General features: G+C 67.9%; 19 protein-coding genes. 10 read left to right on the plus strand and 9 right to left on the minus strand.

The annotated features are described in order from the left end of the window. Positions 1–49: 49 nt before the first annotated feature. Positions 50–1,060, minus strand: coding sequence for a Bug family tripartite tricarboxylate transporter substrate binding protein (locus AB7E83_RS24500; protein ID WP_428573457.1), 1,011 nt, complete (start codon positions 1,058–1,060; stop codon positions 50–52). Positions 1,061–1,227: 167 nt separating this feature from the next. Between AB7E83_RS24500 and AB7E83_RS24505 the strand changes: the two genes are divergently transcribed. Then, positions 1,228–2,052 (plus strand): IclR family transcriptional regulator, encoded by an 825-nt coding sequence (locus tag AB7E83_RS24505; protein WP_428573459.1) that lies wholly within the window; start codon positions 1,228–1,230, stop codon positions 2,050–2,052. Between the two features lie 42 nt (positions 2,053–2,094). Here AB7E83_RS24505 and AB7E83_RS24510 read toward each other — a convergent pair whose 3' ends face one another. After that, entirely contained in the window at positions 2,095–3,069 is a 975-nt protein-coding gene (locus AB7E83_RS24510; RefSeq protein ID WP_428573461.1) for a Bug family tripartite tricarboxylate transporter substrate binding protein, read from the minus strand. Positions 3,070–3,284: 215 nt separating this feature from the next. Between AB7E83_RS24510 and cueR the strand changes: the two genes are divergently transcribed. Further along, the gene (cueR, locus tag AB7E83_RS24515) at positions 3,285–3,722 is read left to right on the plus strand and encodes a Cu(I)-responsive transcriptional regulator (protein WP_428573464.1); all 438 of its coding nucleotides are present in this window, start codon (positions 3,285–3,287) and stop codon (positions 3,720–3,722) included. On the opposite strand, the gene AB7E83_RS24520 is transcribed toward cueR, so the two are convergent. From AB7E83_RS24520 to AB7E83_RS24545, 6 genes are all read right to left on the minus strand, one after another. Beyond that, complete coding sequence (locus AB7E83_RS24520; RefSeq protein ID WP_428573466.1) at positions 3,691–3,984, minus strand: copper-binding protein; 294 nt, start codon at positions 3,982–3,984, stop codon at positions 3,691–3,693. The two genes, cueR and AB7E83_RS24520, sit on opposite strands and share 32 nt — an antisense overlap. 14 nt (positions 3,985–3,998) lie before the next feature. Next, positions 3,999–5,435, minus strand: coding sequence for a multicopper oxidase family protein (locus AB7E83_RS24525; protein WP_428573468.1), 1,437 nt, complete (start codon positions 5,433–5,435; stop codon positions 3,999–4,001). Beyond that, positions 5,435–6,868: a TolC family protein gene (locus tag AB7E83_RS24530; RefSeq protein WP_428573470.1), complete on the minus strand. Its 1,434-nt coding sequence runs from the start codon at positions 6,866–6,868 to the stop codon at positions 5,435–5,437. Before AB7E83_RS24530 ends, AB7E83_RS24525 begins: the two co-directional genes overlap by 1 nt. Further along, a complete protein-coding gene (locus AB7E83_RS24535; RefSeq protein ID WP_428573472.1) occupies positions 6,865–7,218 on the minus strand; it encodes a hypothetical protein in 354 nt (117 codons plus the stop codon). Before AB7E83_RS24535 ends, AB7E83_RS24530 begins: the two co-directional genes overlap by 4 nt. Before the next feature lie 102 nt (positions 7,219–7,320). Further along, positions 7,321–7,824 (minus strand): hypothetical protein, encoded by a 504-nt coding sequence (locus AB7E83_RS24540; protein WP_428573474.1) that lies wholly within the window; start codon positions 7,822–7,824, stop codon positions 7,321–7,323. A 128-nt stretch (positions 7,825–7,952) separates the two neighbouring features. Next, positions 7,953–8,144 (minus strand): heavy-metal-associated domain-containing protein, encoded by a 192-nt coding sequence (locus tag AB7E83_RS24545; RefSeq protein WP_428573476.1) that lies wholly within the window; start codon positions 8,142–8,144, stop codon positions 7,953–7,955. 190 nt (positions 8,145–8,334) lie between these two features. Between AB7E83_RS24545 and AB7E83_RS24550 the strand changes: the two genes are divergently transcribed. Genes AB7E83_RS24550 through AB7E83_RS24575 form a run of 6 tightly spaced genes read left to right on the plus strand, consistent with a single transcriptional unit; the run spans position 8,335 to position 12,019 of the window. Next, complete coding sequence (locus AB7E83_RS24550) at positions 8,335–8,640, plus strand: DUF2282 domain-containing protein (protein ID WP_428573478.1); 306 nt, start codon at positions 8,335–8,337, stop codon at positions 8,638–8,640. 1 nt (position 8,641) lies between these two features. Beyond that, positions 8,642–9,502 (plus strand): DUF692 domain-containing protein, encoded by an 861-nt coding sequence (locus AB7E83_RS24555; protein ID WP_428573480.1) that lies wholly within the window; start codon positions 8,642–8,644, stop codon positions 9,500–9,502. Next, positions 9,499–10,284: a putative DNA-binding domain-containing protein gene (locus AB7E83_RS24560; RefSeq protein WP_428573482.1), complete on the plus strand. Its 786-nt coding sequence runs from the start codon at positions 9,499–9,501 to the stop codon at positions 10,282–10,284. The genes AB7E83_RS24555 and AB7E83_RS24560 overlap by 4 nt, the downstream gene beginning before the upstream one ends. A 2-nt stretch (positions 10,285–10,286) precedes the next feature. Further along, entirely contained in the window at positions 10,287–10,757 is a 471-nt protein-coding gene (locus tag AB7E83_RS24565; protein ID WP_428573484.1) for a DoxX family protein, read from the plus strand. A 60-nt stretch (positions 10,758–10,817) separates the two neighbouring features. Continuing rightward, a complete protein-coding gene (locus AB7E83_RS24570) occupies positions 10,818–11,381 on the plus strand; it encodes a sigma-70 family RNA polymerase sigma factor (RefSeq protein WP_428573487.1) in 564 nt (187 codons plus the stop codon). After that, positions 11,378–12,019: an NrsF family protein gene (locus tag AB7E83_RS24575; RefSeq protein WP_428573489.1), complete on the plus strand. Its 642-nt coding sequence runs from the start codon at positions 11,378–11,380 to the stop codon at positions 12,017–12,019. Before AB7E83_RS24570 ends, AB7E83_RS24575 begins: the two co-directional genes overlap by 4 nt. A gap of 45 nt (positions 12,020–12,064) precedes the next feature. On the opposite strand, the gene AB7E83_RS24580 is transcribed toward AB7E83_RS24575, so the two are convergent. Then, a complete protein-coding gene (locus AB7E83_RS24580; protein ID WP_428573491.1) occupies positions 12,065–12,415 on the minus strand; it encodes a DUF3147 family protein in 351 nt (116 codons plus the stop codon). Between the two features lie 185 nt (positions 12,416–12,600). Here AB7E83_RS24580 and AB7E83_RS24585 point away from each other — a divergent pair, with 185 nt between their 5' ends. Both AB7E83_RS24585 and AB7E83_RS24590 read left to right on the plus strand, forming a co-directional pair. Further along, positions 12,601–13,224, plus strand: a complete 624-nt coding sequence (locus AB7E83_RS24585; protein ID WP_428573493.1) for a nucleotidyltransferase domain-containing protein — start codon at positions 12,601–12,603, stop codon at positions 13,222–13,224. Beyond that, positions 13,178–13,621 (plus strand): DNA-binding protein, encoded by a 444-nt coding sequence (locus tag AB7E83_RS24590; RefSeq protein ID WP_428573495.1) that lies wholly within the window; start codon positions 13,178–13,180, stop codon positions 13,619–13,621. Before AB7E83_RS24585 ends, AB7E83_RS24590 begins: the two co-directional genes overlap by 47 nt. The last annotated feature ends 184 nt before the right edge of the window (positions 13,622–13,805 follow it).

Consider the following 13,805-nt stretch of genomic DNA (forward strand, 5'->3'; position numbering starts at 1 on the left):
CCCACGTTGCGCCAACGTCTCGATCGTGCGCCCGTAGGCAGACCGTCGCTCAGCGGGTCGGCAGCGTGGCCTTCATCAACTCGGTTTCGGCATCGATCTGCTTCGACAGAAAGGCGCCATCCGCCGCAATGAGTTCGGGATTCGAATTCGTCCGGTTGAATGCCTGGTACTCCGGTGATCTGAGGACGGTCAGCATCGCGCTTTCCAGCACCTTGACGATGGGCTCCGGCGTTTCGGCGCGAACACCGTAGCCGAGCCATATGCCGAATTCGAAGTCGCGCATGGACGGCATGGCCTCGCGAACCGTCGGTACTTGGGGCATGGCGGCGGAACGCTCGGGTGACGTCACGGCGAGTACACGCAGTTTCCCCGCATCGACGAGACTCAAGGGCCCGAGGAGGTCGGTGAATGCGGAGTCGACGCTGCCGCCGATCAAATCGGTGAGCGCCTGGCCCGCGCCCTTGTAGCTGACCAGGTTGAATTCGGCGCCCGCGCTGCGCGCCATGCGGTTCAATCCCAGGCGATACGCGCCAGAGTAATTTGCGACGCTGATGGACCCAGGCTTCGCCTTGGCCGCCGCGAGAAACTCGGCGAGGGTCCGCCACCTCGAATTGGCGCTGACGACCAATGCCGCCGGAACCCGAGTCGCCAAGGCGAGGGGGCGCACGCGCTTGCGAACGTCGATGTCCCAGCCTTCGATCGTCAATGGGTTGATGACCATGACCGAAGACGAGATCAGCATGACGGCGTGACCGTCGGCAGGCGCCGAGATCAAGGCCTGCAGCCCCACCTTCGTTTCTCCGCCCGGGCGATTCTCCGGCACCACGGGGCTTTGGAGCAGCGCGCTCATCTTTTCGGCAAGGAAGCGGCTGGCTGCCTCCGAACCGCTGCCGGGTGCAACGGGCATGATCAGCCGGATCGGCCTGGAGGGGAAACCTTCGGCGCCGGCAGGTCGTGCGACCTGCGCATGCGCGATCGAGGTCGGCAAGAGGATGGCCGACATCGCCAGGGTGAGGGTGACTCGCCGCAGGGGCATGAATGTCGACGTGCGTGAACTCATGACTTTTCCAGTAGCCCTCGCGGAGCGATCATCGAGTTCTGATTCTCGTCAGCGTCATATTGAATGTCAATGGAGTGCATCTGTTGTCCTTATACAACCGCCCGGCGTCCCCCCAGAATCGCCCGGATCGAGTCGAAAAAACCGGCACCCTACAATCGCCGCCCACGATGACAAGAACGACAACGACCCGACGGACGACGCTGTCCGCGCCGGATGCAGCGCCCGCCCGTGTGCCGAAGCGCGTGCGCGCCGTGCCCGCGGTGACGCGGGCGATCGCGATCCTGCGGCTGCTCGGCCGCAGCGCGGAGCCGCTGGGCGTGAAGGCCATCGCCAGGGAGCTCGCGCTCGTGCCGAGCACCTGCCTGCACATCCTGCGCGTGCTCGTCGGCGAAGAGCTGGTGCGGGTGGACCCGGAGACGAAGCGCTACACCATGGGCGTCGGCATGCTGCCGCTCGCGCGCAGCGTGCTCGAGCGCCTGGGGTTTCCGAACGTCGTGCAGCCGATGATCGACGACCTCGCGGCGAAGTGGCACGTCACCGTGCTCGGCGTCGAGTTGCACGGCCTCGAGCACATGACCGTGCTGGCGCTCGCGAAGTCGAGCGCGCCGTTTCGCCTGCAGGTGGACGTGGGCAGCCGCATCCCCGCGCTGGGCGGAGCGACGGGGCGCCTGGCCGCGGCCTACACGGACCAGAGCTGGAAAGAAGTGGAGAAGCGATTCCGCGCCCTGCGCTGGGACAAGCCGCCGACCTTGGCGGCGTGGCGCAAGGAGGTCGAAGTGGCAGGGCAGAAAGGCATGAGCATCGACCGGGGCAACTACATCGCGGGCGTCACCTTCGTCGCGGCGCCCCTGCTCGACGCGGGCGGGCGGCTCAAGTACGCGGTCGGCGCGATCTGCGTGTCGAGCGCGCTCGATCCGGCCGGCGTCACGCAGCTTGCGCGCGAACTGAAGGATTGCGCGGATCGCGCGCAGGCGATCCTGGCGGCGAGCTGAGAGCGCGGCCGGGCGCCTGCGCGCCGGCCCGCTCGTGCGGCGTCACTCCGCCTTGATGCCCGCGCCGCGAATGATGGGTTCCCACTTCGCGCGTTCACTGCGCGCGAACTTCGCGAGGTCCGCGGGCGAGCCGCCGCCGGGCTCGAAGCCGAGCGACAGCAGCCGCTGCTGCGTCTCGGGCGCAGCGAGGATCTTGGCCAACTCGGCATTGAGCGTGCGCACGATCGCGGGCGGCGTGCCGTGGGGCGCGTAAAGCGCGTTCCAGGCGATCACCTCGAAGCCGGGCAGCCCCTGCTCCGACACGGGCGCCACGCCCGGCAGCAGCGCGGAGGCCTTGAGCGAGGTCACCGCGATCGGCCGCACCGTGCCCGCGGCGATGTGCGAGCGCAGGCCCGCGGGCGTGTCGACCATCAGCGGCAGCTGGCCGCCGCCCACGTCGGTGAGCGCCGCGGCCGAGCCGCGATAGGGCACGCCGAAGAGCGACACGGCGGAGCGCGACTTGATCAGCTCGATCACGAGCCGCGCCGTGGTGCTGGGCATGGCGACGTCCGCGCTGCGCGGATCGGTCTTCACGGTCGCCATCACGTCCGACAGCGTGGAGAACTTCGACTTGGGGCTCGCGGCGATCACCATCGGGAAGGTGCCGACCAGCATGACCGGCTCGAAGTCCTTCTCGGGATTGAACTTCAGCGAGGGGTAGAGGAACTGGTTGAGGTTGTGCGTGGCATTGGTGCCCATCGTGAGCGTGTAGCCGTCGGGCGCGGCCTGTGCGGCGAGTTCGGTGCCGAGGTTGCCGCCCGCGCCGGGCCGGTTTTCCACGACGACGGCCTGGCCCAGGCCCTTGCCCAGCTGCTCGGCGATGTAGCGCGTGGCGACGTCGGTGCCTTGCCCGGCCGGATACGCCACGATGATGCGGATCGGCTTGCTGGGGTAGGCCGGCTGGGCGAACGAAGGCGCGGCGGGAACGGCAAGCGCGAGCAGCGTTGCGGCCGCGATGGAAAAACTGCGAGTCTTCACGTTGACTTGTCTCCGGTGTTGGCGCCCTCGGGGCCGGGGCGTCTGCGGGTCATTCTTCCCAGTGGTGCGCGAAGTGTCAATAGTGAACTTCATTTGTCTAAGTACAAAAGCGAAGTCGGCGCGTGTGAGGCTACACCTCCGTTCGGGCCACTCGCGTCGACGGCGGCTTGACCTTGCCATCGTGGCAAGCTTCACAATCCGTGAAGGAGGTCGCCATGAAGACGATTGCAGAAGGCGTGAACATCGGCGAGGCGGCGCGCCTGGCCAGGCTCACGCCGAAGATGGTGCGGCACTACGAATCGCTGGGCCTGCTGTCCAAGGTCCACCGCACCGAAGCGGGCTATCGCGTCTACACGGACAGCGAGGTCCACACGCTGCGCTTCATCAAGCGCTCGCGCGACCTGGGCTTCTCGATGGCGGAAATCGGCCAGCTCGTGAAGCTCTGGCAGGACCGCAGGCGCTCGAGCGGCAGCGTGCGCAAGGTGGCTTCCGCCCACCTTGCCGAGCTCGACCGGAAGATCGAGGAGATGCAGTCGATGCGCAAGACGCTCGCGAACCTGGTTCACTGCTGCCAGGGCGACGACCGGCCGGAGTGCCCGATCCTCGAGGACCTGGAGGGCCTCACGGAGCCGCTTCGATCTCCGTCACCTTGAAGGTGCCGCCATCGTTGGTCGCGCGAAATCGCACCTTGTCGCCGACCTTCACCCGGTCGAGCAGCTCGGGCTTGCCGGCGACGAAGACCATGGTCATCGGCGGCATGTCGAGGCTTTTGATCTCGCCGTGCCGCAGCGTGATCTTGCCGGCCGCCTTGTCCACCTTGCGGACCTCGCCGTTGGCGAAATCGGAGATCGCCGCCTGCGCGGACGCGGCGGCGGCGGCTAACAGCAGGATGGCGCCGATGAGTGAATGTTTCATGAGTTTTTCTCCTTTCAATGGGTGTGACCGCCGTGCCCTGCGCCGGGCTTGCGCACGCGCACTTCGATGTCCTTCGCGCCCGACTCGGGCGCCGCGCGCACGGCGGGGCCTGCATCGCCGCGCACGGGCTGCGGCAGTTGCCCGGTGAACTCGTACGCGACCGTCCCGGCCGGATGCCGGAACCAGCCGGGGTCGGCGTAGTCGCCCCGCTTCTGTTCGCGACGCACCTTGACGGTGGTGAACATCCCGCCCATGGCGATGTGCCCGAAGGGCCCCTTGCCGGTCATCATCGGCACGGTGTTGTCGGGCAGGGGCATCTCCATCTCGCCCATGTCGGCCATGCCGCGCTCGCCCATCACCATGTAGTCGGGAACGAGCTTCGCGATCTTCTTCGCCACGTCGCGGTGGTCCACGCCGATCATGGTGGGCACGTCGTGGCCCATCGCGTTCATCGTGTGATGCGACTTGTGGCAGTGGAAGGCCCAGTCGCCTTCCTCGTCGGCCACGAATTCCAGCTGCCGCATCTGCCCCACCGCGATGTCGGCGGAGACCTCCGGCCATCGCGCGGCACGCGGCGTGGGGCCGCCGTCGGTGCCGGTCACGACGAACTCGTGGCCGTGGATGTGCATCGGATGGTTGGTCATCGTGAGATTGCCCACGCGAATGCGCACCTTGTCGCCGTGGCGCACGTTCATCGAGTCGATGCCGGGGAAGACGCGGCTGTTGAACGTCCACAGGTTGAAGTCCGTCATCGTCATGATCTTCGGCGTGTACGAGCCGGGCTCGATGTCGTAGGCGTTGAGCAGGAAGACGAAGTCGCGGTCGACGGCGTCGATGAGCGGATGCCTGCCTTTCGGGTGCGTGACCCAGAAGCCCATCATCCCCATCGCCATCTGCGTCATCTCGTCCGCATGCGGGTGGTACATGAAGGTGCCGGGGCGGCGCGCGGCGAACTCGTACACGAAGGTCTTGCCGGGGTCGATGGCCTTCTGCGTGAGCCCGCTGACGCCGTCCATGCCGTTGGGCAGCCGCTGGCCGTGCCAGTGGATGCTCGTGTGCTCCGGCAGCTTGTTGGTGACGAACACGCGCACGCGGTCGCCTTCCACCACCTCGATCGTGGGACCGGGCGACTGCCCGTTGTAGCCCCACAGGTGCGCCTTGAAGCCCGGCGCCAATTCGCGCACCACCGGCTCGGCGACCAGATGGAACTCTTTCACGCCGTTGTTCATGCGCCAGGGCGCGGTCCAGCCGTTGAGCGTGACGACGGGGTTGTAGTCGCGGCCGGTGTTCGGGATCAGCGGACCGGCGGTGTCCGGCTTCGTCCGGATCGCCGGCTCGGGGAGCGCGGCCATCGCGACCTTGCTCACGCTTGCGGCGCTCACGGCGCCGGCGATGGCGCCCATGCCGGTGAGGAAGCCTCGCCTGCTGTTGGTGTTCATGGTCTTCGGCATCAGTGCTTGTCCTCGGCGCCGGTGGCCGGGCCTTCGCGTTTCGAGGGGGACGATTCGGCGCCGGCCTGCGGTCGGCCGATCAGGGTCGACGCGAGCGCGGCATCCGCGTGCCAGAAATCGCGCTGCGATTCGATGGCTGCGATCACGCCCGAGATCTGGTCGCGCGCGTCGGCCAGCAGCTCGAACACGCCGATCAGCATGCCGTTGTAGCGAAGCAGGTTCTCGTCGGAGATCGTCTTGCGCAGCGGAACCAGCTCCTTGCGCTGATGCTGCGCGATGTCGTAGGCGGCGCGGTACGCCGCATAACGCTCGCGTGCCTGCGATCCCGCGGCTCGCAGCACGGCTTCGTGGCGTTGGATTGCGGCCAGCGTGCGCGCGTCGAGTGCCGCCTTGCGCGTGGCGCCCCAGTCGAAGAGCGGCAGCCGCAGGTCGAGTTCCCAGCCGCGCGTCGTCGACTTCGCGCCGCTGCCTGCGAAATGCGTGTCGCGCCGCGCGCCCAGCTCCGCGTCGACGAGATGCGAAGCGAGGTCGAGGCCGCGCGCGCGGCCGGCCGCTTCGAGTTCGAGGCGCGCGATTCGCATGTCGAGCCTTTGCGCAGCGAACGCGATCGAGACTTCCTCCGGTGACTTCGGGGATGCCGGCAGGTCGGTCAGACGGGCGGGCAGCTTCAGTTCGCGCGACTGCGCGTCGGTCAGGCCGAGCTGCCGCACGAGCGACTCCCGCGTCGCCACCGCCGCCTGGCGTGCGGCGGCAAGGCGGGAGCTTGCGTCCGCATAGAACAGGTGCTGTCGCGCGGCCTGCAACTTCGTGAAGTTGCCGACCTGCTGCATGCGGCGCGCGAGCTCGGCGCTGGCTTCCGCGGCATCCTTCACCTGGGTCGCGTAGGTCTCGATCTCGTGCGCGGCGACCGCATCGATCCAGGCGCGCCGCGCGGCCGATGCCTGTTCGACGATCGACGCGGCCATGCGCACGCGGACCTGATCGGCTTCGACTTGCGCGACGCGCGCGCGCCGCGGCAGCGTGAGGAGATCGAAGAGGCCGACGGAGAGCAGGCGGCCCAGTTCGAGGTCCGAGCCTTCGCGCAGGCGCTCGAAGGAGAAGCTCACGCCGCCGGGCAGGCCGCGCTGCCGGGCCGCGGCGAGCTCGCCCCACCGATCCGCCAATGCGGCCTGGAAGGCGGGGCTGTTCGCGAGCGCGAGCGCCACGGCGCCATCGGCGGTGAGCGGCTTCGCGAGCAGCTCGCCGGCGAGCTTCGCGGCGGCATCGCGCTGCGTCTGCTCGCGTGCGAGTTGCGCCGTCGCTTGCCCCGCGACGGGCGCGGCGAGCGCCGATGCGTCGCGCATCGCTGCATCCATGTCGGGCGCCGCGCAGCCGGCGAGGGCGAGCAGGGCGGCGACGGACAGCGCGATCCGGGTGTGCCGTGCCGCCGTCATTTGTGCCCCTCGTGAGGGTTGGCAGGCGCTGGCGGCCTTCCCGGCATCGTGGTGCTCGGGGTCCGGGGTTCGGTCCGATGAGGATGCGCGGCGGGGGCGGTGGAGGCCGGGGCGCCGTGGATCTCGCGTGCATACGCGCGCCAGCCGCCGACCTCGCGAACGATGTCGTTGCTCCTGCGCCAGTCCTGCACGTCGCCGGCCTCGAAGGGGCGATAGGTCTGGAAAGCCGATTCGTAGGTCAGCGACGGCGTGGAGGGCGCCGATGGTTCGATCTGCGCGATCTGCGCGGCGGCGATGCCCGTGGCCATGAAGGCGGGCACCGCGAAGAGAAGCGGGTGGATGTTCGACATGATTCCTCGCGTGAATTCACAGCGCGCTGGCGCGCGGCGGAGGGCCGGGCGGTCAGAGCAGGAAGGGAATGCGGCGGCGCGCCTCGCGAATGCGAGGCCGCCTCAGGCGCGAGGTGGTTTGTCGGGGCGCGGCGAAGCGCGCGTGAGGATGAGGGCCGCGGGCGGCGAAGGCAGCGCGGTCGGTTGCTCGAAGGAGTGCGGAACGAACACGGCCTGCGTGATGGCCGTGGCGTTGCAGCACGAAGCGCAGATCGGGCAGGTGGGGCTGGCGTCGGCGCTGTCGTGATGGGCCGAGTGATCGGCGGCATCCACGGCATCTACAGCATCCACGGCGGGAGCGGGCCGATCGTGGACGTTCGCGTGCGAATGTTCGTGGGCGTGGGAGCGCGCATCGGCGTGCACGTGCGCGCCTGGATCGCTCATGCCCTCGTGCCCGCGTTCATGCCCCTCCGCCGCGTGGCCGTGGCCATGATGGTCGGCGGCATCGACGCCGGCAACCGCGGCCGGCACGCCTGGCCCGCAGAACAGCATGGACGCCGCCGCCAGCCCCTGGAGGGGCAGCGCGGCCATGAGCAGCCATGCGACGACAAGACGGACGATCGACATCGACTTCGAATGCTAGCCAGTGAAGCGGTCGGCCGCAAGCCATGCATCGGGCGCCAACGTGCAGGCGCGGTCCCGCAATGGCTGAGCCATGGCGGGCCACTTCATGGTTTTCGGACGTCGTACGAACATTAAGCCGGACGATACCCGGCCGCGGAAAGCGCCTGCACGAACTTCGCGCGATCCTGCATCGTGTCGATGCTTACGCGCTTCGTGCGCGGATCGGCCTTCACTTTGGCGGCGGGGTCGACCTCGGCACAGACGCGGGCGATGCCCCGGGCGCACCCGCCGCAGCGCATCGAGGGAATGGTCATTTCGATCATGGCGATCTCCTGGGTTTCGATGCTTGCAGTCTGAACCCTGACACGGTGGCAAGGTCAAGCGGGCACCCGATGTTCCGAAACGCGAGTCGGCCATGTAACGTTTCGGGTCCTGCGAGCGAATAACGAGCAGGTACCCAGGAACAACCCGTCCGGGGCCTGAATCTCGAAACCTCAACCTCAGGAGATCCCCATGAATTCGTCCGCCCCCCGCCTTTCCTCCGCCGCGCTCGCCGTCGCCCTCGGCACCGTATTCGCAGCCTTGCCCGCCGCGGCGCAACAGCCCGCCGCCGAGAAGGAGAGGTGTTACGGCATCGCCATGAAGGGCAAGAACGACTGCGCGGCGGGCGCGGGCACGACCTGCGCGGGCACCTCGAAAATGGACTTCCAGGGCAACGCCTGGTCGTACGTGATGAAGGGCACGTGCCTGAAGACCGCGTCGCAGTCGTCGCCGACCGGCTTTGGGCAGCTGAAGGAGTTCAAGGAAAAGAAGGCCTGAGGTGACTCGCCCCCGGTCGGCGCTGCCGGCGGGGTGCGGGGTCGGGCTGAAGCCGCAGCACTACCGCGACGCGCTCGAGGCGCGCGCGGCCCCGTCCTTCGTCGAAGTCCACGCGGAGAACTACATGGTCGACGGCGGGCCGTTCCATCACTGGCTCGGCCGGGTACGCGAGTGCCGCGCGCTGTCGCTGCACGGCGTCGGGCTGTCGATCGGCGGCGAGGAGCCGCTCGACGAAGCGCACCTCGCGCGGCTCGCGGCGCTGATCGAGCGCTACGAGCCGGCGGCATTCTCGGAACACCTGGCCTGGTCCAGCCATGGCGACGTGTTCCTCAACGACTTGCTGCCGCTGGCTTACGACGCGGGCGCGCTGGCGCGCGTGTGCGACCACGTCGACCGGGTCCAGGCGCGCCTGGGCTGCCGCATGCTGCTGGAGAACCCGGCGACGTACCTGGAGCTGGAGGCGTCGACGCTGGCCGAGGCGCAGTTCCTCGGCGAGGTCGTGGCACGGACCGGGTGCGGCCTGCTGCTCGACGTGAACAACGTGCATGTGGGTTGCGTGAATCGCGACGGCGACGCGCACGAATATCTCGAGGCCCTGCCGCTGCACGCGGTCGGAGAGATCCACCTGGCCGGGTTCGCCCGCGAACTCGACGCGGCGGGCGCGCCCCTCTTGATCGACGACCACGGCAGCGCGGTGGACGACGCGGTGTGGATGCTCTATCGCAGCGTGGTCGAACGGCTCGGACCCTGCCCGACCCTCATCGAGTGGGACAACGACGTGCCGGAATTCGAGGCGCTGCTCGCCGAGGCCGGTCGTGCGCAGGCGATCCTGGCGGCTTGCTCGCGAAAGGTGAGACCGTGACCGCGATAACGCCATCTTCACAGCGCGTGTTCGCCGATGCGCTGCTCGACCCGCATGCACCGTGCCCGGACGGCCTTCGCGTCTGGAACGGCTCTGACCCGGCACGGCGCTTCGCGGTGTACCGGAACAACGTCGTCGCTTCACTGATCGACGGACTCGCGCAGACGTTCCCGGTCGTGCAGGAGCTCGTGGGCACCGAGTTCTTTCGCGCGATGGCGGGCCTTTTCGTGCGAGCCCATCCGCCACGCACGCGCGTGCTGGCCCACTACGGCGCAGCCTTCCCCGCATTCGTCGACGGCTTCGAGCCGGCGCGCAGCGCGCCTTACCTGGGCGGCGTGGCGCGGCTCGAATTCGCGCGCACCGAATCCTTCCATGCGCAAGATGCACCGCCTTTCGATGCCGCCGCGGCCCGGCTTGCGCTGTCGAGCGGGGAACGCGTTGCCGACCTGCGGCTCGTTCCGCGGCCTTCGCTGCGACTGGTGGAATCGGCGCACGCGATCGTTTCGATCTGGGCAGCACACCAGGGACACGGCGAGCTCGCCGACGTCGATACCAGCGCGGCCGAGAACGCGCTGGTGACGCGGCCCGATCTCGAGGTGCTGGTCGTGCCGTGCGACGCGGCAACGTCTGCCTTCGTGCGCGCGGCGCAGCGCGGCGCCGTCCTGGCCGTGTGTGCGGCCGACGCTGCCCGCGCCTCGGCCGATTTCGACCTGACGAGCACCTTGGGGCTGCTGGTCGCGCAGGGCGCGTTGTCGCGCGTCGATCTTCCGGAAGAAGGGTGAACATGAACCGTCTCATCGCTCTGTTCGAGCGCATTCCCCACTCGGTGGTCGCCTTCGTGGCGCGATTCTCGATCGCGGCCGTGTTCTGGAGTTCGGGTCAAACGAAGGTGGAGGGCTTCGCCCTCAACATCGTGAGCGGCGAGCTGGAACTGGGCTGGCCGCGCCTGAAGGAGTCGGCCGTCGCCCTGTTTCGCGACGAGTACCGCGTGCCGCTCCTGCCCGCGGAGTTCGCGGCCCCGCTGGCCGCGGCGGCGGAACACGTCTTTCCCCTGCTGATCCTCATCGGTCTGGCCACGCGGCTTTCATCGACCGCGCTCCTGGGCATGACGATCGTGATCCAGCTCTTCGTGTACCCCGGCGCCTATGCCACTCACGGCACTTGGGCAGCCGTCCTGCTGTACCTGATGGCACGGGGGCCCGGCGTGTTTTCGGTCGACCATTGGCTGGCCCTCCGGCGGGAGATCCGCTCATGAAAGCACGGCACAATATGAACCGCTCATTGCGAGCGCGGTGTCTTCGCTGCGAGGAGAACGATGGACTGGAAGGAACGAGCCGAAGCCAGCGAGCATCGCCTTCGCGCGTTGTTCCGGCAGGCGCTGGCGGGCGACGCCGTCGCCTATCGGGAATTCCTCGCCGCGCTCGCGGCGCATCTGCGGCCATTTTTCCGCCGGCGGCTGACGCACTTCGCGGATGACGTGGAAGACCTCGTGCAGGAAACCCTACTGGCGGTGCATGGCCAACGGCACACCTACCGGCCGCAGGAGCCACTGACGGCGTGGGTCCATGGCATTGCGCGCTACAAGCTCGTCGACCTGCTGCGTTCCAAGTCGCGTCGCGAGGCGCTTCACGTGCCTTTCGACGACGAGCTGGAACTGTTCGCGCATTCGGAAGCCGAAGCGACCGAGTCGAAACGTGATCTGGACCGCATGCTTCAGACCTTGCCCGAACGCCAGCGGCGCGCCCTCGTCATGACGAAGCTCGAAGGCGCGAGCGTGGCCGAGGCCGCGGGCGCGATCGGCATGTCGGAAGGCGCGCTGCGCGTCGGCGTGCATCGCAGCCTGAAGGCGCTGATGGCCCGCGCGAGGGGGCAGGCATGAAGACCGATGACCTGATCGCCACGCTGAGCGCAGCCGCGCCCGTTGTCGGTGAAGGCCAGACCGAGCGGCGCTTTCTCGCGCTGCTCCTCGCCGGCTGCGTGCTCGCGACGCTTGCCACGATCGTCTTCCTGGGGCCGCGGCCCGACCTCGCGGCAGCGACAGGGCTGCCGATGTTCTGGGTGAAACTCGCCTTCCCCGCGAGCCTGATGGTCATGGCGGCGCTCATGCTTTGGCGACTGGGACACCCGGGCGTGCGATTGCGGCGCACGCCCATCGCCCTGGCCATCCCCGTTGCGGTCATGTGGATCCTCGCGCTGCACTCGTTGTGGGTGGCGCCGGGCGGAACGCGGGTGGCCTTGCTGCTGGGCAGCACGTGGACGGAGTGCGTCGTGAATGTGTTCCTGCTGTCGCTGCCGGCGGGCGTGCTCGCATTCGCGGCAGCGCGAGGGCTGGCGCCCACGCGCCTTGTCCTGGCGGGCGCGATGGCGGGTTTGTTCGCGGGGAGTGCGGGCGCGCTGGCCTATGCCCTTCATTGCCCGGAGCTGGAGGCGCCTTTCCTCGGCGTGTGGTACCTGCTGGGAATGCTCGTGCCGGCCGGACTCTGCTCGCTGTTGGGGCGGTCGTTGCTGCGGTGGTGAACCCGAGGCGCGTCGCAGCGTTCGTCGTGGCGACGGGCGTGCGTTTCAGGCGAGCTGGATTCCGTGACGCCGTGCAATCAGCATGACCGCGACGAAGCACAGCGCCGTGATGACTGCCGAGGCGGCCATCGCGCCCCAGAACCCGAACCGCGCCATGAGGGCGGGGAAGGCAAGGAACATCGGCAAGGTCGGGATCACGTACCAGAACGTGTAGCGGGCGTGGTTCGCGATCTTCTCGGCGGGCGCGTCCTCGAAATGAAGCCACGCCATCGCCAAAAGCGTCACGAGGGGCAGGGCGGCGATGAGGGCGCCCAGGCGGTCGCTGCGCTTGGCGACCTCGGAGACGGCCACGACGATGGCGGCGGTGATGAGGTATTTCCAGACGATCCAGGTCATGGGGGTCTCCTTGAGGGAGATTGTCGTCGGGGGAGGGCGGGTTGCACCGGTGCTGGGTAGGCGGCGACGCGTAAGGCGCGGGGACCAGCCGTTTAGCGACGCAATGCGGCTACCTCGATTTCCTGTGAAGCCAGTCGCCCCGCATCTTGCCAAAATGTTGCCGATCGGGCAACATTCGTTGCTGAATGAGCAACACCCTGCTGGACACCTTGTTCACCGCCGCGCGGCAACGTGTGATGGCGCAGCTGCTGCTCAACCCTGGTGAAAGCTTTCACCTTCGCGAGTTGGCTCGCCTCACTGGCGCGCATGCGGGCACGCTGCTTCGCGAACTGGAGAAGCTCACGGAGGGTGGCCTGCTGATTCGCAGCCAGCAGGGCAATCAGGTGCGCTACCAGGCTGATCGCGGCAGCATGTACTTCGAGGACCTCGCGGCCATGTTCCGCAAGGGCCACGGCCTCGTGCCCGCGCTCAGGGAAGCGCTGGAGCCGTTGTCACGCCGCATCCGCGTCGCCCTGGTCTTCGGCTCTGTTGCGCGCGGAGCGGAAACCCGAGGAAGCGATGTCGACGTGCTGGTGCTCGGAAACGTTGCATTTCCAAAGCTGGTGAATGCGGTCTATCCGCTGCAAGAGGCTTTCAGGCGCGAGGTCAATCCGGTGCTGTACTCGCCGGAGGAGTTTGCCGCTCGCGCGAAGCAGGGCGACGCTTTCGCGTCGTCGATTCTGTCCCACGCCAAACTGTTCGTGATTGGCACCGAAGACGACCTTGCAAAACTTGCTGGCGATACAGCGCCTGCAGCAACACGCCGCTGATGCGGCATCCGCGCGAAGACTCCTTGCGGCGGTTCGCCAGAGCCTTGTCGATGCCCAGTTCGATCAGGTCAGCGCCGACAGCCGATTCGAAGCGGCCTACAAGTGCATCATGCGCTGCGCCATTCTCGGGCTGTGGGGGAACGGCTATCGAACCTCGAGCAGCCAACCCGGGCACCATCAGCTTGCCCTCCAGTGCCTGCCGCTCACGATGAAGGTGAAGCAGGACGTCGTCAATGTGCTGGACTCGCTGCGGAGGCAGCGGAATGCGACTGACTATGACGGCGTGCCGGTGTCCGAAGCGATGTTGGCTGCCTGTATTGACGCCGCGCGTCGACTTCTTGAGCATACGGAGCGGTGGGTGGGCGAGAATCGGCCGGAGTGGGGCACTCGTCCTTGATCGCGAGATTCAGCCGGCGAGATTGCCGCGAATGGAAACTCGGAGAGTGGAGCGGGCGATGGGAACAGCACCCGGTCGCTAACTCGTTTATTACGAACGTTTTTTCCGATCCAAGCGTCACGGAATGGACTCGATTGTGGACTCAAGTCTTCGGCCTGGTCAACGCAGGCCGTTGCGGGTGATC

This window comes from Ramlibacter sp., from assembly GCF_050250995.1.
GTDB lineage: Bacteria > Pseudomonadota > Gammaproteobacteria > Burkholderiales > Burkholderiaceae_C > Ramlibacter.